At 59.3% G+C, this 17,419-nt stretch carries 20 protein-coding genes; 9 read left to right on the top strand and 11 right to left on the bottom strand.

The genetic code is table 11. From position 1 onward, the window contains the following. Positions 1 to 242 precede the first annotated feature (242 nt). A complete protein-coding gene (locus tag JFT87_RS10985) occupies positions 243 to 2,144 on the bottom strand; it encodes a potassium transporter Kup (protein WP_201201203.1) in 1,902 nt (633 codons plus the stop codon). 359 nt (positions 2,145 to 2,503) lie between these two features. Here JFT87_RS10985 and rimO point away from each other — a divergent pair, with 359 nt between their 5' ends. From rimO to tsaA, 6 genes are all read left to right on the top strand, one after another. Further along, positions 2,504 to 3,841, top strand: a complete 1,338-nt coding sequence (rimO, locus tag JFT87_RS10980) for a 30S ribosomal protein S12 methylthiotransferase RimO (protein WP_201201202.1) — start codon at positions 2,504 to 2,506, stop codon at positions 3,839 to 3,841. Positions 3,842 to 3,953: 112 nt separating this feature from the next. After that, positions 3,954 to 4,427, top strand: coding sequence for an acetyltransferase (locus tag JFT87_RS10975; RefSeq protein ID WP_201201199.1), 474 nt, complete (start codon positions 3,954 to 3,956; stop codon positions 4,425 to 4,427). A 190-nt stretch (positions 4,428 to 4,617) separates the two neighbouring features. Continuing rightward, positions 4,618 to 5,328 (top strand): rRNA pseudouridine synthase, encoded by a 711-nt coding sequence (locus JFT87_RS10970; protein WP_201201197.1) that lies wholly within the window; start codon positions 4,618 to 4,620, stop codon positions 5,326 to 5,328. 75 nt (positions 5,329 to 5,403) lie between these two features. Further along, the gene (locus JFT87_RS10965; protein ID WP_201201195.1) at positions 5,404 to 5,871 is read left to right on the top strand and encodes a DUF1456 family protein; all 468 of its coding nucleotides are present in this window, start codon (positions 5,404 to 5,406) and stop codon (positions 5,869 to 5,871) included. 161 nt (positions 5,872 to 6,032) lie between these two features. Continuing rightward, positions 6,033 to 6,803, top strand: a complete 771-nt coding sequence (locus tag JFT87_RS10960; RefSeq protein ID WP_201201193.1) for an SDR family oxidoreductase — start codon at positions 6,033 to 6,035, stop codon at positions 6,801 to 6,803. Positions 6,804 to 6,990: 187 nt separating this feature from the next. Then, positions 6,991 to 7,692 carry a tRNA (N6-threonylcarbamoyladenosine(37)-N6)-methyltransferase TrmO gene (gene tsaA / locus JFT87_RS10955; RefSeq protein ID WP_201201192.1) on the top strand — a complete coding sequence of 234 codons (702 nt, stop codon included), beginning with the start codon at positions 6,991 to 6,993 and terminating at the stop codon, positions 7,690 to 7,692. 106 nt (positions 7,693 to 7,798) lie between these two features. On the opposite strand, the gene fpr is transcribed toward tsaA, so the two are convergent. After that, positions 7,799 to 8,578, bottom strand: coding sequence for a ferredoxin-NADP reductase (gene fpr / locus JFT87_RS10950; protein ID WP_003443014.1), 780 nt, complete (start codon positions 8,576 to 8,578; stop codon positions 7,799 to 7,801). 148 nt (positions 8,579 to 8,726) lie between these two features. Between fpr and JFT87_RS10945 the strand changes: the two genes are divergently transcribed. Further along, the gene (locus JFT87_RS10945) at positions 8,727 to 9,653 is read left to right on the top strand and encodes a LysR family transcriptional regulator (RefSeq protein ID WP_201195435.1); all 927 of its coding nucleotides are present in this window, start codon (positions 8,727 to 8,729) and stop codon (positions 9,651 to 9,653) included. Here JFT87_RS10945 and JFT87_RS10940 read toward each other — a convergent pair. The 3 genes from JFT87_RS10940 to JFT87_RS10930 all read right to left on the bottom strand — a co-directional run bounded on the left by JFT87_RS10940 (position 9,650) and on the right by JFT87_RS10930 (position 11,738). Beyond that, complete coding sequence (locus JFT87_RS10940; RefSeq protein ID WP_046029258.1) at positions 9,650 to 10,012, bottom strand: diacylglycerol kinase; 363 nt, start codon at positions 10,010 to 10,012, stop codon at positions 9,650 to 9,652. The two genes, JFT87_RS10945 and JFT87_RS10940, sit on opposite strands and share 4 nt — an antisense overlap. Positions 10,013 to 10,088: 76 nt before the next feature. Further along, entirely contained in the window at positions 10,089 to 10,739 is a 651-nt protein-coding gene (erdR, locus tag JFT87_RS10935; RefSeq protein ID WP_201201191.1) for a response regulator transcription factor ErdR, read from the bottom strand. A gap of 240 nt (positions 10,740 to 10,979) precedes the next feature. Then, the gene (locus JFT87_RS10930; protein ID WP_201201190.1) at positions 10,980 to 11,738 is read right to left on the bottom strand and encodes a tRNA-uridine aminocarboxypropyltransferase; all 759 of its coding nucleotides are present in this window, start codon (positions 11,736 to 11,738) and stop codon (positions 10,980 to 10,982) included. A 191-nt stretch (positions 11,739 to 11,929) separates the two neighbouring features. On the opposite strand from JFT87_RS10930, the gene JFT87_RS10925 reads away from it, so the two are divergent. Next, positions 11,930 to 12,355: a PA3611 family quorum-sensing-regulated virulence factor gene (locus JFT87_RS10925; RefSeq protein ID WP_201201189.1), complete on the top strand. Its 426-nt coding sequence runs from the start codon at positions 11,930 to 11,932 to the stop codon at positions 12,353 to 12,355. Here JFT87_RS10925 and JFT87_RS10920 read toward each other — a convergent pair whose 3' ends face one another. Further along, positions 12,356 to 12,550: a hypothetical protein gene (locus tag JFT87_RS10920; RefSeq protein WP_201201187.1), complete on the bottom strand. Its 195-nt coding sequence runs from the start codon at positions 12,548 to 12,550 to the stop codon at positions 12,356 to 12,358. A 352-nt stretch (positions 12,551 to 12,902) separates the two neighbouring features. On the opposite strand from JFT87_RS10920, the gene JFT87_RS10915 reads away from it, so the two are divergent. Next, entirely contained in the window at positions 12,903 to 14,021 is a 1,119-nt protein-coding gene (locus tag JFT87_RS10915) for an LOG family protein (protein ID WP_201201185.1), read from the top strand. Positions 14,022 to 14,071: 50 nt separating this feature from the next. Here JFT87_RS10915 and recX read toward each other — a convergent pair whose 3' ends face one another. The 5 genes from recX to JFT87_RS10890 all read right to left on the bottom strand — a co-directional run bounded on the left by recX (position 14,072) and on the right by JFT87_RS10890 (position 17,326). Further along, the gene (recX, locus tag JFT87_RS10910; protein ID WP_201201183.1) at positions 14,072 to 14,539 is read right to left on the bottom strand and encodes a recombination regulator RecX; all 468 of its coding nucleotides are present in this window, start codon (positions 14,537 to 14,539) and stop codon (positions 14,072 to 14,074) included. An 8-nt stretch (positions 14,540 to 14,547) separates the two neighbouring features. Then, on the bottom strand, positions 14,548 to 15,600 hold the full coding sequence (gene recA / locus JFT87_RS10905) for a recombinase RecA (protein ID WP_007907270.1): 1,053 nt from the start codon (positions 15,598 to 15,600) through the stop codon (positions 14,548 to 14,550). An 83-nt stretch (positions 15,601 to 15,683) separates the two neighbouring features. Continuing rightward, positions 15,684 to 16,184, bottom strand: coding sequence for a CinA family protein (locus JFT87_RS10900; RefSeq protein ID WP_201201181.1), 501 nt, complete (start codon positions 16,182 to 16,184; stop codon positions 15,684 to 15,686). 78 nt (positions 16,185 to 16,262) lie between these two features. Beyond that, positions 16,263 to 16,781 (bottom strand): lysis system i-spanin subunit Rz, encoded by a 519-nt coding sequence (locus JFT87_RS10895; RefSeq protein ID WP_201201179.1) that lies wholly within the window; start codon positions 16,779 to 16,781, stop codon positions 16,263 to 16,265. After that, on the bottom strand, positions 16,763 to 17,326 hold the full coding sequence (locus JFT87_RS10890) for a glycoside hydrolase family 19 protein (RefSeq protein WP_201201177.1): 564 nt from the start codon (positions 17,324 to 17,326) through the stop codon (positions 16,763 to 16,765). Before JFT87_RS10890 ends, JFT87_RS10895 begins: the two co-directional genes overlap by 19 nt. Positions 17,327 to 17,419 lie beyond the last annotated feature (93 nt).

Raw genomic sequence — 17,419 nt, 5'->3', positions numbered from 1 at the left:
CGTTCACTGGCCCTCTTTTCGATCCGGAGGTCCTTCGGTTCATCCCGTACTTCTTGTTCCGCTGATGCCGTCATACGTACCTGAATGATTTGCACACGGTCGACACTGAGTCTGAATGTGCCAGCCTCATCGCTGGCAAGCCAGCTCCCACAGGGGATTTGTGGTGCATTTGGGGTTTATCTGCGGGCACAAAAAGCCCCCGCCAGCCGCAGGGCTGACGGGGGCTCTCTGATGACGCCGGCTTACATCTCGACCTGAGTACCCAGCTCAATCACCCGGTTCACCGGCAGCTTGAAGAAGCGCAGGTTGCCGTTGGCGTTCTTCAGCATGAAGGCGAACAGCGCCTCACGCCAGCGCGCCATGCCTTCGAGCTTGGAGGCGATGACCGTCTCGCGGCTGAGGAAGTAGGTGGTGCGCATCGGGCTGAAATCCAGCTCGTCGAGGTGGCACAGTTTCAGGGCTTGCGGCACGTCCGGCTCGTCGGTGAAGCCGAAGTGCAGGATCACCCGGAAGAACCCTTCGCCGTAGGAATCGACTTCAAAGCGTCGTTGCGCCGGTACCCGCGGGATGTCTTCGTACACCACGGTCAGCAGCACCACTTGCTCATGCAACACCTGGTTATGCAGCAGGTTGTGCAACAAGGCGTGGGGCACAGCGTCCGGGCGCGCGGTCAGGAACACGGCAGTGCCCTGGACCCGATGCGGCGGCTGCACACGGATACTGCTGATGAAGATCGGCAGCGGCAGGCCGCCCTCGTCCAGTCGATCCACCAGCAGCTCTTTACCGCGCTTCCAGGTGGTCATGAGGATAAACAGCACGATCCCCGCCAGCACCGGAAAGGCACCGCCCTGAATGATTTTCGGCACGTTGGCGGCGAAGTACAGCCCGTCCACCAGCACGAAGCCAATCAGAATCGGCACCGCCAGTATCGGTGGCCATTTCCATAGCAGCAACATCACCGCCGACACCAGAATACTGGTGATCAACATGGTCCCGGTCACTGCTACACCGTAGGCCGAAGCCAGGGCGCTTGAAGATTCAAAGCCAATGACCAGCAGGATCACCCCGACCATCAGCGCCCAGTTCACCGCGCCAATGTAAATCTGCCCCTGCTCGGCACTGGAAGTGTGCTGAATGTGCATGCGCGGGATGTAACCCAACTGGATCGCCTGGCGGGTCAGCGAGAACGCGCCGGAAATCACCGCTTGCGAAGCGATCACCGTGGCCAGCGTCGACAACACCACCAGCGGAATCAACGCCCAGTTCGGCGCCAACAGGTAGAACGGGTTACGCGCCGCTTCCGGATCACCCAGCAGCAAGGCGCCCTGACCGAAGTAGTTCAGCACCAGCGCCGGCAGCACCAAGGCGAACCAGGCACGGGCGATCGGTTTACGACCGAAGTGGCCCATGTCTGCGTACAAGGCCTCGGCACCGGTCAGCGCCAGCACCACGGCGCCGAGAATCGCCAAACCCATGCCTGGATGCACCGTGAAGAACCGCACGCCCCAGACTGGATTCAGTGCATTGAGGACTTCTGGATGCTTCAGGATGCCGCTGACACCGAGCCCGCCCAGCACCACAAACCACAACACCATGACCGGGCCGAACAACTTGCCGATGCGATCTGTACCGTGCTTCTGGATCAGGAACAGTGCCACCAGCACCACCAGCGATAACGGCACGACCCAGCGTTCCAGTCCATCGAACGCCAATTCGAGACCTTCCACCGCCGACAACACGGAGATCGCCGGGGTGATCATGCTGTCGCCATAAAACAGCGCTGCGCCGATCAGCCCCAGAATCACCAACACCGCACGCAGTCTCGGATAAGGCGAAGCCGCACGACGAGCCAGAGCGGTCAGCGCCATAATCCCGCCTTCCCCCTGGTTGTCGGCGCGCAGAATAAACAGCACGTACTTGATCGAAACGACCCAGATCAACGACCAGAAGATCAGCGCCAGAATGCCGAAGACCCCGTCATGGTTGACCGGCACACCGTAATGCCCAGAGAAAACCTCTTTAAGGGTGTACAGCGGGCTTGTGCCGATATCGCCGTAAACCACCCCGACCGCCGCAACCAGCATGCCGATCGGTTTTGCTGTCGAATGCTCGCCGCCCGCTGCCTGACTACTTGCCTGCCCCATCCAAAACTCCTACTACTCAGACCCGGACTTCTTATAAGAAGCACTATGCTTTGCCGTGCAGCATGCGCTGTTTTACGTAAGGTTACAGACGATTTGTTGACTGTAAAAATTCGGTAAAGCGTAACGGCGCGAAGCATAGCGCAGCACTCGTCGCATTTCCCTCATAATGCTGGTCAAGTGCGCGTCTCATCGCTAGAATTGCGCACTTTTTGATCAGAGGCGCACAAAACGTCCTGTCTCGCGACTCACTGCTGCTTTTTGACGACGTCAAAAACAGCGTATTCACGAGACAGGACGTAAGCGCCCGTTCGTCGCCTTGCCGATCACGGCTGGAGGCGTCACAAATACCGAGGTTAGACATGTCCACCACTCCTGCGCCGGCCAATCCAAAGGTTGGCTTCGTATCCCTGGGTTGCCCCAAAGCACTGGTCGACTCCGAGCGCATCCTTACCCAGTTGCGCATGGAAGGCTATGACGTTGTGTCCACTTACGAGGACGCCGACGTCGTGGTGGTCAACACCTGCGGCTTCATCGACTCGGCCAAGGCTGAATCCCTGGAAGTAATCGGCGAAGCCATCAAGGAAAACGGCAAGGTCATCGTGACCGGCTGCATGGGCGTCGAAGAAGGCAACATTCGCAAAGTACACCCAAGCGTGCTGGCCGTGACCGGTCCGCAGCAGTACGAGCAAGTGGTCAACGCCGTGCACGACGCCGTGCCGCCGCGCCAGGATCACAACCCGCTGATCGACCTGGTGCCGCCGCAAGGCATCAAGCTGACCCCGCGCCATTACGCGTACCTGAAGATTTCCGAAGGCTGCAACCACAGCTGCAGCTTCTGCATCATCCCGTCGATGCGCGGCAAACTGGTCAGCCGTCCGGTCGGTGATGTGCTCGACGAGGCCCAGCGCCTGGTCAAGGCCGGCGTCAAAGAGCTGTTGGTGATCTCGCAAGACACCAGTGCCTATGGCGTCGACGTGAAGTACCGCACCGGTTTCTGGAACGGCGCGCCGGTCAAAACCCGCATGACCGAACTCTGCGAAGCCCTGAGCAGCCTTGGCGTCTGGGTTCGCTTGCACTACGTTTACCCGTACCCGCACGTTGACGAGCTGATCCCGTTGATGGCCGCCGGCAAGATCCTGCCGTACCTGGACATCCCGTTCCAGCACGCCAGCCCGAAAGTCCTGAAAGCCATGAAACGCCCGGCCTTCGAAGACAAGACCCTGGCACGAATCAAGAACTGGCGCGTGATCTGCCCGGACCTGATCATCCGTTCGACCTTCATCGTCGGCTTCCCCGGCGAAACCGAAGAAGACTTCCAGTACCTGCTGGACTGGCTGACCGAAGCGCAACTCGATCGCGTCGGCTGCTTCCAGTACTCGCCGGTCGAAGGCGCACCGGCCAACCTGCTGGACGCGGCTATCGTGCCGGACGACGTCAAGCAAGACCGTTGGGACCGCTTCATGGCGCACCAACAAGCCATCAGCTCGGCGCGCCTGCAACTGCGTGTCGGCCGTGAAATCGAAGTGCTGGTGGACGAAGTCGACGAGCAAGGCGCAGTCGGCCGCTGCTTCTTCGACGCCCCGGAAATCGACGGCAACGTGTTCATCGACAACGGCAGCAACTTGAAGCCAGGCGACAAAGTCTGGTGCAAAGTGACCGACGCCGACGAATACGACCTGTGGGCTGAACAGATCTAAACGCAAAAAATACGAAAAGCCCCGCTCTCTTGACGAGATGCGGGGCTTTTTTACGTCTATCGTTTTGTGGAGAAAGGACTCGCATCATTCACAAAACGAGGGGCATCGGGCCATGCGCCGACATTCGGTCATCCACACACCGAAACAGAGCGACTACGAAGAACTCACCCGGGTCTGGGAGGCCTCGGTGCGCGCCACCCACGACTTTTTGCCGGACAGCTACATCGAACTGCTGAAGAACATGGTGCTGACCCGCTACCTCGACGCGGTGATGCTGGTCTGCACCAAAGATTCGCGCCAGCGCATCACCGGGTTCGCGGGTGTCGCAGCGGGCAAGGTCGAAATGCTCTTCATTGATCCGGCCCATCGCGGCCAAGGGCTAGGCAAGCAACTGCTGCGCTATGCCCTGGAACACCTGAACGCCGATGAACTGGACGTCAACGAACAGAACCCGCAAGCCCTGGGGTTTTACTTCAAGCAGGGTTTCGAGGTGATTGGCCGCTCGGAAGTCGATGGTATGGGCCAGCCTTATCCGCTGTTGCACATGCGTATGCGCCAAAATCAACAGCGCTCAAACCATGCCTGACACACCACAACCCCACTGTGGGAGCTAGCCTGCTGGCGATGCAGGCGCTGCGGTCATCCAGATTCACCGCGGTGATGCAATCGCCAGCAGGCTAGCTCCCACAGGGAATACGAGCACCGTGTAAATGGAGCCGGGATTAACCGGCGCCCAGCAGGTACAATGCCCACCCCCTTTTTGTTACGGCCCTGTCATGACTGACCCGATTCGTCTCTCCAAACGCCTCATCGAACTCGTCGGCTGTTCCCGTCGGGAGGCTGAGCTGTTCATCGAGGGCGGCTGGGTCACCGTGGACGGCGAAGTCATCGACGAGCCGCAGTTCAAGGTCGAGAACCAGAAAGTCGAGCTCGATCCGCAGGCCCAGGCCACTGCGCCGGAGCCGGTGACGATTCTGCTGAACGTGCCCGTGGGCGTGGATGCGGAAACGGCGATGGCAACCATCAGCGCCGAAACCCTGAGCGAAGAACACCGCTTCAGCAAACGTCCGCTCAAGGGCCACTTCCTGCGCCTGACCGCCAGCACCGACCTGCAAGCCAACGCCAGCGGTCTTCTGGTGTTCACCCAGGACTGGAAGATCCTGCGCAAGCTCACCGCCGATTCCGCGAAAATCGAACAAGAGTATGTGGTCGAAGTTGAAGGCGAGATGGTGGCTCACGGCCTCAATCGCCTGAACCATGGCCTGACTTACAAGGGCAAGGAACTGCCGCCGGTCAAGGCCAGTTGGCAGAACGAAAACCGTCTGCGCTTTGCGATGAAGAACCCACAACCGGGCGTCATTGCCCTGTTCTGCCAGGCCGTTGGTCTGAAGGTCGTCGCCATCCGCCGCATCCGCATCGGCGGCGTGTCCATCGGCAAAGTGCCGCTGGGGCAATGGCGCTACCTGTCCGGCAAAGAGAAGTTCTAAGACTTTTCCCGCCGCCCTACATCTCGGCGCCGCTGTTTATGCGGCGCCCACTGCCGAATATCAGGATTGCACACCATGATTCACAACGACGTACTGCGCAGCGTGCGCTACATGCTCGACATCAGCGACAAGAAAGTCATCGAGATCATCAAGACCGGCGGCATGGACGTGTCCATGGAAGACCTGCTGACCTACCTCGATAAAAAAGAGGAAGACGAGGAAGGCTTCGTACGCTGCCCGGACGACGTCATGGCGCATTTCCTCGATGGTTTGGTGATCTTCAAGCGTGGCAAGGACGAAAGCCGTCCGCCGCAGCCGATCGAAACGCCGGTGACCAACAACATCATCCTGAAGAAACTGCGCGTGGCCTTCGAACTGAAAGAAGACGACATGCACGCGATCCTCAAGGCCTCCGAGTTCCCGGTGTCCAAGCCTGAGCTGAGCGCGCTGTTCCGCAAATTTGGCCACACCAACTACCGCACCTGTGGCGACCAGTTGCTGCGCAACTTCCTCAAGGGCCTGACCCTGCGCGTGAGAGCGTAAAAGCAGCTACAAGCTGCAAGCTGCAAGTGGCCACCGCGCTTCGACTGGCCGCTTGTAGCTTGCAGCTGGCCGTATGGCCCCCCATTCCTCGCAAAAATAGTGGCTCCGCTTTTGGCGGCTGACGGCTAGGGTGTATTGACCCTCCGCACTCAGGATTCGCCATGCACCCCTACTTTTCCCTGCAAGGCCGCACCGCCCTGGTGACCGGCGGCACCCGTGGTATCGGCAAAATGATCGCCAAGGCTTATGTCGAGGCCGGCGCCACGGTGTACGTCTGCGCGCGGGATGCCGAGGCCTGCCTGCAAACGGCCGAGGAGCTGAGCGCGTTTGGTCGCTGCCACGGCTTGGCGGCCAACCTGGCCACCGAAGAAGGCGTGCTGCAACTGGCTACGCGGCTGGGCGAGCAGATCACCCATCTCGACATTCTGGTCAACAACGCCGGCACCACGTGGGGCGCGCCGCTGGAAAGCTACCCGATCAAGGGTTGGGAGAAGGTCATGCAACTGAATGTGACCTCGGTGTTCAACTGCATCCAGCAGTTTCTGCCGCTGCTGCGCAAGGGCGGATCGGCGGCGAATCCGGCGCGGATCATCAACATTGGGTCGGTGGCAGGGATTTCTTCCTTCGGTGAACAGGCTTATGCCTACGGGCCGAGCAAGGCGGCCCTGCATCAACTGTCGAGGATTCTGGCGCGGGAACTGGTCAGCCAGCACATCAACGTCAACGTGATCGCGCCGGGACGTTTCCCGAGCAAGATGACCCAGCACATTGGCAGTGATGAGAAAGCATTGGCGGAGGATACGGCGTTGATTCCGATGAAGCGCTGGGGCCGGGAGGAAGAGATGGCGGCGCTGGCGATCAGTTTGGCGAGTACGGCTGGGGCGTATATGACCGGGAATATTATTCCGCTGGATGGTGGGTTTAGTCTCTAGATCGGCGGCGCGGCCTTCGCGAGCAAGCTCGCTCCCACAATTGATCCGGGGTGGTCACAAATTTTGTGAACCCAGCAGGTCCCCTGTGGGAGCGAGCTTGCTCGCGATGACGGACTGACAGGCGCCACCGAACCTGAGGGCGATCGGGTTATCATGCCCGCCTCCTACCCCGCTTCGACCCCAGACCATGACCTACAGCGTTTCCCCCATCGGCTTCGTGCGCTCCTGCTTCAAGGAGAAATTCGCCATCCCGCGCCAACCGCAACTGGCCCCGGCCGCTCGCGGTGTGTTGGAGCTGGTGGCGCCGTTCGATCAAGGCGATGCGGTGCAAGGGCTGGAGCAGGTCAGCCATGTCTGGCTGCTGTTCCTGTTCCATCAGGCCCTGGAAGAAAAGCCACGACTCAAAGTCCGCCCTCCTCGCCTCGGCGGTAATAAATCCATGGGCGTGTTCGCCACTCGTGCGACGCATCGGCCCAACGGGATCGGCCAGTCAGTGGTCAAACTGGACAAGGTTGAAGCCAATCGGCTGTGGATTTCCGGGATCGACTTGCTCGACGGCACGCCGATTCTCGACATCAAACCCTATGTGCCTTACGCCGACATCATCGACACGGCGTCCAATAGCATCGCCAGCGCCGCGCCGCAGCTGATTCCCGTGCAGTGGACGGATTCGGCGCTGCAACAGGCTCACGCACATGCTCAGCGCCTTGACGAGCCGTTAGTGGCGCTGATTGAGCAATGCCTGGCGCAAGACCCACGTCCGGCGTACCAGATTCCTACGCCGGAAAGGGAATATGGCGCACAGTTCTGGGACCTGGATGTGCGCTGGCATTACCCGGAGGCCGGGGTGATCCGAGTCCTGGAAGTCATCCCGGTTCCCAACACGTAGGAGCAGCCTCGTTTCACTCGTCAGCTCCTACGGAGGATTGTGTCAGGCATAAAAAAGCCCCCATCGCCTGCACAGGCAATGGGGGCTTTTCAGTGATGCGGTGTGCTTACTTCTCGACGAACGCACGCTCGATCAGGTAGTCACCCGGCTCGCGCATCCGCGGCGAAACTTTCAGGCCGAAGCTGTTCAGCACTTCGCTGGTTTCGTCGAGCATGCTCGGGCTGCCGCACAGCATGGCGCGGTCGTCCTGCGGGTTGATCGGTGGCAGACCGATATCGCTGAACAGCTTGCCGCTGCGCATCAGGTCGGTCAGGCGACCTTCGTTCTCGAACGGCTCGCGGGTCACGGTTGGGTAGTAGATCAACTTGTCACGCAGGGCTTCGCCGAAGAATTCGTTCTGCGGCAGGTGCTCGGTGATGAATTCGCGGTAAGCGACTTCGTTGACGTAACGTACGCCGTGGCACAGGATCACTTTTTCGAAACGCTCGTAGGTTTCCGGGTCCTGAATGACGCTCATGAACGGCGCCAGACCAGTACCGGTGCTGAGCAGGTACAAATGTTTGCCAGGCTTCAAGTCATCCAGCACCAGCGTGCCGGTAGGCTTCTTGCTGATGATGATCTCGTCGCCTTCCTTCAGATGCTGCAACTGCGAAGTCAGCGGACCATCAGGCACCTTGATGCTGAAGAACTCGAGATGCTCTTCCCAGTTCGGGCTGGCAATCGAGTAAGCGCGCATAAGCGGGCGGCCGTTGGGCTGTTGCAGGCCGATCATCACGAACTGACCGTTCTCGAAGCGCAGGCCCGGGTCGCGGGTGCACTTGAAGCTGAACAGAGTGTCGTTCCAGTGATGAACACTGAGGACACGCTCGTGGTTCATGTTGCTCATGTACGTCGGACTCCTGGAGATTGGTCTGCGCGTGCTCTGCGCCTGCTCCACAAAAAAGAGCGGCTGCGCGCAATTGCATCGCATTCTAATGGCAGCCACAATATCTGTTAACTGGATTATTAAGATAAGGGTTATCGGTTATATCGATATGCGATTTACTCTGCGTCAACTTCAAGTCTTCGTCGCCGTCGCTCAGCAGGAAAGCGTGTCCCGTGCTGCGGGCCTGCTCAACCTCTCGCAGTCGGCGGCAAGCACCTCGATCACCGAGCTAGAGCGCCAGTGCAGCTGTCAGTTGTTCGACCGCGCCGGCAAACGGCTGAGCCTCAACGCCCTCGGCAAGCAGCTGCTGCCCCAAGCCGTGGCCCTGCTCGACCAGGCCAAGGAAATCGAAGACCTGCTTAACGGCAAGTCCGGTTTCGGCTCGCTAGCGGTCGGCGCGACCCTGACGATCGGCAATTACCTGGCGACGTTGCTGATCGGCAGCTTCATGCAGCGCCATCCGGAAAGCCAAGTGAAGCTGCATGTGCAGAACACTGCCAACATCGTGCAACAAGTCGCCCACTATGAAATTGATCTGGGTCTAATCGAAGGCGACTGCAGCCACCCCGACATCGAAGTGCAAAGCTGGGTCGAAGATGAGTTGGTGGTGTTCTGCGCCCCCCAGCATCCGCTGGCCAAACGCGGCACGGCGAGCATGGAAGAGCTGACCCATGAGGCCTGGATCCTGCGCGAACAAGGCTCGGGGACGCGACTGACTTTTGACCAGGCCATGCGTCACCATCGCAGCGCGCTGAACATTCGCCTGGAGCTAGAACACACCGAAGCGATCAAACGCGCGGTGGAGTCAGGCTTGGGGATTGGCTGTATTTCGCGGCTGGCGCTGCGGGATGCCTTTCGACGCGGCAGTTTGGTCGCGGTGGAGACACCGGATCTCGACCTGGCGCGGCAGTTCTATTTCATCTGGCACAAACAGAAATATCAGACATCGGCGATGCGCGAATTCCTCGATCTGTGCCGCGCCTTCACCGCCGGGGTTCAGCGCAGCGACGAGATCGTGCTGCCCACCATCGCTTAAAGCAGAATGACCGCCCACACCAGCGCAATCATGCTCAACGCCACGAATTGCGCGGCGCTGCCCATGTCCTTGGCGTTCTTGGACAGTGGGTGCAATTCAAGGGAAATGCGATCGATGGCCGCTTCTACCGCCGAATTGAGCAACTCGACGATCAGGGCCAGCAGACAGACGGCGATCAATAACGCCTGTTCGACGCGGCTGACGTTCAGGAAGAACGAAATCGGAATCAGGATGACGTTGAGCAACACCAACTGACGAAAAGCCGCTTCGCCAGTGAAGGCGGCGCGCAGGCCATCCAGCGAGTAACCGGAGGCGTTAAGGATGCGTTTTAGGCCGGTCTGGCCTTTAAAAGGTGACATATCGTGGGCAACTGAACCAAAAAGGAGTGGGAAAGCTAGAGTAACGAAAGTCAAAAAAGCGTGAATAGGCCAAGCCTTAGTGACTCGAAATTGACTCAAGTTGTTGCAAGAGTAACGCTGCCTGGGTCCGGGTCCGCACATTCAACTTGCGGAAAATCGCCGTCACGTGAGCCTTGATCGTCGCTTCGGAAACGCTCAGCTCGTAGGCAATCTGTTTGTTCAGCAAGCCTTCACAGACCATGGTCAACACCCGGAACTGTTGGGGCGTCAGGCTCGCAAGCCCTTCGCTGGCAGCCTTTGCCTCCGCCGAGACGATGACGGCTTCGAACGCCTGGGGCGGCCAGAAGACATCGCCATCCAGTACCGCACGCACGGCTTTTTGAATAACGCTCAGGTCGCTCGACTTGGGAATGAAACCGCTGGCGCCAAACTCACGAGACTTGACCATGATCGAGGCTTCTTCCTGGGCCGAGACCATCACCACCGGAATCTGCGGGTACTGACCGCGCAACAGCACCAGCCCGGAAAAACCGTAGGCCCCCGGCATGTTCAGGTCCAGTAGCACCAGGTCCCAGTCGGCCTTTTCGTCCAGGCGGGTTTCCAGCTCGGCAATGCTCGCCACTTCCACCAGACGGACATCCGGGCCCAGGCCCAGGGTCAACGCTTGATGCAGGGCACTACGAAAAAGAGGATGGTCATCGGCAATCAGGATTTCGTATGTGGCCATTTTTCAAATGATCCTGTTTTTTATGGGACGCCTGATGCATTCAGGCCTCGCCAAAACAACTCGAGGTACAGCCACGGAGCTGCACCAACAGGGCACGTTCAACGCCAATCACGTGGCTATCACGTAAAGAATACGGCGTATCAAACCTTGGCCGCGCCCTAATCGGCGCCAAGCATGCCCAGCGAAGCCGGGGTGGTCAAGTTGCGTGGCCCGCCCCGCTGTTTGCAGTATGGGCGACTCTCAGCACATCACCGGCGCCGCGCCTTGAACGAAGGGCATCAGTTCCGCGTGGGCCGGGGTTGAAACGTTCATATCCAGCTGACGCTTGGCGTCCAGGTAATGTTGGCTGAACACATCGAAGTAAGCGTCCAGTGCCGATGCCGCGTCGTTATCCCCCGCCAGATCCAGGCACAGCGCCGCCACTTCGGCGGTGCACAGATGCTCGCTGCGGGTCGAGCGACGCAAGCGGTAGCGGGAGAGTTTTTCGGGCAGCAGGCTGAGGATCGGCAACCGGTCAAAGTAAGGGCTCTTGCGGAAGATCTTCCGCGCTTCAGTCCACGTCGCGTCCAGCAGAATAAACAGCGGCCGCTTGGCGCTATCGGTGTCGACCGTATTCGTTACCCGCTCAGGCTCGACATATTCGCCCGGAAACACCAGGTAAGGCTGCCATTGCGGGTCGGCGAGCAGATCCAACAGTTGCTGATCGACTTCGGTACGCGACCAGATGAACGCATGGTTGTCGCGCACCACATCAGCGATCAGCCAGCCGGTGTTGCTCGGTTTGAACACTTCCTTGTTGGTCATGATCAGGCACACGCTGGAGCGGGTTTCAACCTGCGGACGCCAGGCGCACAGGCAATGGCTCTCGATCACCCGGCAGGCACGGCAACGGGTGGCGCGCCAGCCACGGGCCTGAATCGGCTTGATGCCGGCCTCTTCACGCTCATCGCGCAAACGGGCGACGGCGTTTACCGCAAACTCAGCAGGGACGGAATTCATCGCAGGCAACGCCGACAGGTAAGGAAAATCGACACAAAAAGCACTCGGCAAGACAGAAAAGTGCAGGCAGTTTACCAGAGCGGCCGGTGCAAGCCTGTACCGTCCGGGCCTGCTCCCCTATAATTCGCCGCCACTGAACGCACAGTCATGTGGCTGGTCGAAACCACCAGTCACTGAACCAGGAGAGTTTCATGCTGCGCCTTATCGTTCCCACCGCTGCCATTTTGCTGGCGTCGTCCTTCAGCGCTCAGGCTGCTTCCTTAAGTGAGCAGAATCTCAACAGAGAGCTGCGAAACGTCGCCGCACAAAGCAGCGCCGGCACGCCACGGGCGATCAACGAAGACATTCTTGATCAGGGCTACACCGTCGAAGGCAATGTACTGATCAACCACTTGAGCGTGCAAAGCAGCCATGCCGACCAGATGCGTGCCGATCCAAAAGCTGTGTATTTCCAGCTGGGTGCCTCTGTCTGCAATAACCCATCGTTCCGCAAACTGATGGCCAAGGGCGCGGTCATGCGTTACGACTTCACCGAGGTGAAGACCAACCGCTCGGTCGGCTCCGCCAGCTATCAGGAATCGGATTGCCCGAAAGCCACACCTGCGAAGAAGAAGTAACTATCGAGCATTAGCGCGCCGCTGTTCATCTTCGGCGCGCAGTTCTGCCAGCAAGGCCTGCAAATACCGCGAACGGCGCTCGCCGCCGCCCAGACGCCGGCAGCACTCCTCCTCAAGACTCAAATGATTGGCCTCGGCTGACGATTTCAACAATCGATACAGTTGCGCATCGATCTCCAGAGTCACTCTGGCCATGATTTCCCGCCTCCCTGCACACTCAAATCCCTGAACTGCGCGAACCTTGCGTACTGCCATTGACGCAAAGTTGTCGTGTCACGCCTGTAACTTAGTAAATCAGAGGGATTGCTAGCCGGAGCACGTTCGGACGAGCGGTGTCGGGATTGATAAAACATTAATGAGCGGTTTACAGCCTTAACGTTGCGGCGCAATGATCCAGTCAGCGCAATTGCGCGCAAGGGTCTAAATTCAGAGTATTCCCGATCATGGGTTAACAGCAGGAAAGGAACTGCTGGTCGTGTGTGTTTTTGCAGCGCGGCACTGACGCCGCGCGTCAGGGCCATCCGCTCTGTGCATAAGGAGAAGTTGAATGCCTTACCAACCGAATGACCTCCTCAGCCGTCATTTCGAAGAAAGCGGCCACGACCTCACCAGCAAGGTCGAAGAGCAACTCAACCTGGTTTCACCCAACAGCCCCAACATCCCGATTTACCGCGACATGATCCTGACCGTGCTGCGCATGGCCCAGGAAGATCACAACCGCTGGAACGCCAAGATCACCCTGCAAGCCCTGCGCGAACTGGAGCATGCTTTCCGTGTGCTGGAACAGTTCAAAGGGCGGCGCAAAGTCACTGTGTTCGGCTCTGCCCGCACACCGATCGAACACCCGTTGTATGGCATGGCCCGAGAGCTCGGCGCCGCGTTGGCGCGCTCGGACCTGATGGTCATTACCGGTGCCGGCGGCGGCATCATGGCGGCAGCCCATGAAGGCGCCGGCCTGGAACACAGCCTGGGGTTCAACATCACGCTGCCCTTCGAGCAGCATGCCAACCCTACTGTCCAGGGCACCACCAACCTGCTGTCCTTCCACTTCTTTTTTACCCGCAAGCTGTTCTTCGTCAAGGAAGCCGACGCGCTGGTCCTGTGCCCGGGCGGTTTCGGTACGCTGGACGAAGCACTGGAAGTGCTGACCCTGATCCAGACCGGCAAAAGCCCACTAGTACCAGTGGTGTTGCTGGATACGCCGGGTGGCAAGTTCTGGCAAGGCGCACTGGACTTCATCCACCATCAACTGGAGGAGAATCGCTACATCCTGCCCACCGACATGAAGCTGGTGAGCCTGGTCTACAGCGCCGAAGAGGCGGTGGAGCAGATCAACCAGTTCTACAGCAACTTCCACTCCAGCCGCTGGCTCAAGCATCAATTTGTGATTCGCATGAATCACAAGCTCAGCGACGGAGCGCTCAAACACATGCAGACGGCATTCGCCGACCTGTGCCTGAGCGACCACTTCCATCAGCATACCTACGCCGGTGAGGAGCACGATGAGCCGCAGTTCAGCCATCTGGTGCGACTGGCCTTCACCTTCAACGCCCGTGATCATGGGCGCTTGCGGGAGTTGGTGGACTTTATCAACCTGCCGGAAAACTGGGCGCAGCCCAAACCCCAGGCGCAGCAGCGCACTCGGGAACCGTCCAAAGTGACCTAAATAAAAGGCAAAAAAAACGGCCCGCTATCGAAATAGCGGGCCGTTTTTATTTAATCGTCCATTCCTCGACCGCTGAACAAGCGGTTGATCATCTCCATGGAAAAACCCCGATAAGCCAGGAAGCGCCCTTGCTTGGCACGCTCGCGCATGTCTATCGGTAAGTGCCCGGCAAACTTGCGCCGCCAGGTGTCTTCCAGTTGTTCGTGCCAGTTGATACCGCTTTCGCGCAAGGCAAGCTCGATATCGGTACGTTGCAGGCCGCGCTGGCCCAGCTCTTCACGAATGCGCAAAGGGCCGTAACCGGAACGGGCACGGTAGGAAACGAAGCTTTCGAGGTAACGGGATTCGGACAGCAGCCCTTCTTCCGTCAGCCGGTCGAGTGCTGTGTCGATCATTTCAGGGAGAGCGCCGCGCTGACGCAGTTTACGCGTCAGCTCGACTCGACCGTGCTCGCGTCGTGCGAGCAGGTCCATTGCGGTTCGCCGCACCGCGACGAGTGTATCGAGTACGGCGGTCATCGGATCAATCAGATATCAGCGTCAGCCAGGTCATCAGCAGTCTCTTTGACTGGCGATGCTTTGACGTCCGGCGCTGGAGTCAGCAGTTTGTCGCGCAATTGCTTCTCGAGCTTCGCGGCGATTTCCGGATTGTCTGCCAGGAACTTGGCCGAGTTGGCCTTGCCTTGACCGATCTTAGTGCCTTCATAGGCATACCAGGCACCGGATTTCTCGACGAAACCGTGCAGAACACCCAGGTCGATCATCTCACCGTTGAGGTAGATGCCTTTGCCGTAAAGAATCTGGAACTCGGCCTGACGGAACGGCGAAGCCACCTTGTTCTTCACAACCTTGACGCGGGTTTCGCTACCAACAACCTCGTCACCTTCTTTCACCGCACCAGTACGGCGGATGTCCAGACGAACCGAAGCGTAGAACTTCAGCGCGTTACCACCGGTGGTGGTTTCCGGGCTGCCGAACATCACGCCGATTTTCATACGGATCTGGTTGATGAAGATAACCAGGCAGTTGGCGTTCTTGATGTTACCGGTGATCTTACGCAGCGCCTGGGACATCAGACGGGCTTGCAGGCCCACGTGCATGTCGCCCATTTCGCCTTCGATCTCGGCCTTTGGCACCAGAGCGGCTACGGAGTCGACGATGATCACGTCAACCGCGTTGGAACGCACCAGCATGTCGGTGATTTCCAGTGCCTGCTCGCCGGTGTCCGGCTGGGAAACCAGCAGGTCGTCGACGTTGACGCCCAGCTTGCCGGCGTACTCAGGGTCGAGGGCGTGTTCGGCGTCGACGAATGCGCAGGTCGCGCCGGCTTTTTGAGCCTGGGCGATCACGGACAATGTCAGCGTGGTTTTACCGGAGGATTCAGGACCGTAGATTTCAACGATACGGCCTTTTGGCAAGCCGCCAATGCCGAGCGCGATGTCCAGACCCAGAGAGCCAGTGGAAATAGCCGGGATCGCCTGACGGTCCTGATCGCCCATACGCATTACGGCACCCTTGCCGAATTGACGTTCGATCTGACCCAGGGCCGCAGCCAAGGCTTTCTTCTTGTTGTCGTCCATTAAAGTCCTCACGTAATCAATAAGGCCTGACGGCCAACACCTGTATAAGTAGCCAGTATTATTCCACAGCGTTTCAGGATCGCCTACCCCTGATTTGAGATTTCTCCAGCGGCATGGCGCAGCAGCCCCTCTAGCGCGGCCTTCACCGTTTGTCGGCGGACCTCGTCGCGGTTGCCGGGGAAGTGCTGGACCTCGCTGAACACCTGTTCGCCGACGCCCCAGGCCAGCCAGACCGTGCCTACGGGTTTGCTCGCAGAACCGCCGTCCGGCCCCGCGATACCGCTGACTGCCACGGCAAATCGCGCATGGCTTTTGTCCTGCGCGCCCAGCACCATGGCCTCGACCACCTCGCGACTGACCGCCCCCGCCGTCGTAAACAACGCCTCGGGCACATTCAGTTGCAGGGTTTTCTGGCGGTTGGAGTACGTCACGTAACCGGCCTCGAACCACGCCGAACTCCCGGGGATGCGAGTGATCGCCTCGGCGATGCCGCCGCCGGTGCAAGACTCGGCGGTGGTGACGTGGGCATTGAGAACCTGCAGGCGTCTGCCAAGTTCCGCGGCGAGCTGGGTGATTTCTTTCACGGTCCACTCCTGATCAGTTGAATGGAACCACCGTACACGAGCAAACCACGCTTGCAAGACGCAGAACCGATCAAAATGTTAGCGAACGATGGCTCTGATATAGGCCTGACAAGCCTGCAACGCAATCAATCCGTTATCTCCGGCGTCGGTGATGGCGACAATTCGTTGAGCATGCGCCGGGTCAAGTCGGGCTCGCGGGGCGCCATGATCCACGCCGCTGGCGCCGGAGGCGGCTGGCACTGCACTGCCTGAGGCAACGTCACGGGCATCGAGGAGGACTGACAACCGCACATCAGAAGTGGCAAGACGATCGCGCAGGCGACCTTGATCACGTTGGGCATCGCTAAGCGCTCGATAATGGGTTTGCTCACTGGCCGACAGCCGTTGCTCCAAGGCCAGACGCTTATCCTGCTCGGCCTGTTGTTGCGTGGCGGCCGCCTGGGTTAGCTGGTTCAGCGTCTCGGCCTGCAACCTGGCCTGTTCCGCCAGTTGCCGACCATAGCGCCAGTCCTGAAAGTGCCAGGCCAGCGCCGCCGAGAAACCGGCCAACACAACGATGCCAGTCACCCGCCAGGAAATCAGACCGAAGGCTGGCATAGCACCGCCCTCGCCCGCGCCCAAATTTGCAGGCGATCCTCGAGCCCGTTCAGGCCACCGTTGATCCGGCGCGTGATGCTGTTGAACTGGTCGCGATCAGCCAGATCGTTCAAGCCGTTCAGTTCCCAGAACCACGCTGCCGATTCGGCGGCCCATTGCGGTTGTTCCAGCAGTTCAGGCAGCGACAGCAGGCGCTCATCGCCGAACAGGCCGAGGCTGCATTGCTGGTAGTTGTTACGCCCGGTGATCTGGATTAACCCACGGCCCCGGTATTTCTGGCCGTCACCGTCGGCTTCTGGCGTGTTGCCTAAACGTAGAGCCAGCGTGCCGGTGTCGTATTTGCTCAGGTATTGGTTGTTGCCCAGTTCTCGCACGTACTGCAACTGCCCGGACTCATGGCCAACTTGCGCGAGGAAAGCGGCGATGCGTTTGGGGGTGTTGATGTTGCGGTGGTTCATGGCGGTATTGAGGGCGGAAATGAAAACGCCCGCTTGGGAGCGGGCGTTGGGCATGATGTCGATAAGGTTGTTTTCAGTTATTTGCATAATGCTTGATCCTCCCTGGATATTGCCCGGATTGAACCATGACTTGCCGCCGGTGCCTGCCAGCCATTTCTTTCCGGAGTTTTCCGGCGACAG

Source organism: Pseudomonas sp. TH15 (assembly GCF_016651105.1).
Classification (GTDB): Bacteria; Pseudomonadota; Gammaproteobacteria; order Pseudomonadales; family Pseudomonadaceae; genus Aquipseudomonas.
Note: the sequence above shows the minus strand (reverse complement) of the source record. Positions and strands in the feature narration are given on the sequence as shown.

Coding starts and splice junctions, on each gene's coding strand:
- JFT87_RS10915 (WP_201201185.1), top strand. CDS start 12,903: ATGCCTTACCAACCGAATGACCTCCTCAGCCGTCATTTCGAAGAAAGC.
- rimO (WP_201201202.1), top strand. CDS start 2,504: ATGTCCACCACTCCTGCGCCGGCCAATCCAAAGGTTGGCTTCGTATCC.
- JFT87_RS10985 (WP_201201203.1), bottom strand. CDS start 2,144: ATGGGGCAGGCAAGTAGTCAGGCAGCGGGCGGCGAGCATTCGACAGCA.
- JFT87_RS10960 (WP_201201193.1), top strand. CDS start 6,033: ATGCACCCCTACTTTTCCCTGCAAGGCCGCACCGCCCTGGTGACCGGC.
- JFT87_RS10975 (WP_201201199.1), top strand. CDS start 3,954: ATGCGCCGACATTCGGTCATCCACACACCGAAACAGAGCGACTACGAA.
- JFT87_RS10890 (WP_201201177.1), bottom strand. CDS start 17,326: ATGCAAATAACTGAAAACAACCTTATCGACATCATGCCCAACGCCCGC.
- JFT87_RS10920 (WP_201201187.1), bottom strand. CDS start 12,550: ATGGCCAGAGTGACTCTGGAGATCGATGCGCAACTGTATCGATTGTTG.
- JFT87_RS10965 (WP_201201195.1), top strand. CDS start 5,404: ATGATTCACAACGACGTACTGCGCAGCGTGCGCTACATGCTCGACATC.
- JFT87_RS10925 (WP_201201189.1), top strand. CDS start 11,930: ATGCTGCGCCTTATCGTTCCCACCGCTGCCATTTTGCTGGCGTCGTCC.
- recA (WP_007907270.1), bottom strand. CDS start 15,600: ATGGACGACAACAAGAAGAAAGCCTTGGCTGCGGCCCTGGGTCAGATC.
- fpr (WP_003443014.1), bottom strand. CDS start 8,578: ATGAGCAACATGAACCACGAGCGTGTCCTCAGTGTTCATCACTGGAAC.
- JFT87_RS10940 (WP_046029258.1), bottom strand. CDS start 10,012: ATGTCACCTTTTAAAGGCCAGACCGGCCTAAAACGCATCCTTAACGCC.
- tsaA (WP_201201192.1), top strand. CDS start 6,991: ATGACCTACAGCGTTTCCCCCATCGGCTTCGTGCGCTCCTGCTTCAAG.
- JFT87_RS10930 (WP_201201190.1), bottom strand. CDS start 11,738: ATGAATTCCGTCCCTGCTGAGTTTGCGGTAAACGCCGTCGCCCGTTTG.
- erdR (WP_201201191.1), bottom strand. CDS start 10,739: ATGGCCACATACGAAATCCTGATTGCCGATGACCATCCTCTTTTTCGT.
- recX (WP_201201183.1), bottom strand. CDS start 14,539: ATGACCGCCGTACTCGATACACTCGTCGCGGTGCGGCGAACCGCAATG.
- JFT87_RS10970 (WP_201201197.1), top strand. CDS start 4,618: ATGACTGACCCGATTCGTCTCTCCAAACGCCTCATCGAACTCGTCGGC.
- JFT87_RS10945 (WP_201195435.1), top strand. CDS start 8,727: ATGCGATTTACTCTGCGTCAACTTCAAGTCTTCGTCGCCGTCGCTCAG.
- JFT87_RS10895 (WP_201201179.1), bottom strand. CDS start 16,781: ATGCCAGCCTTCGGTCTGATTTCCTGGCGGGTGACTGGCATCGTTGTG.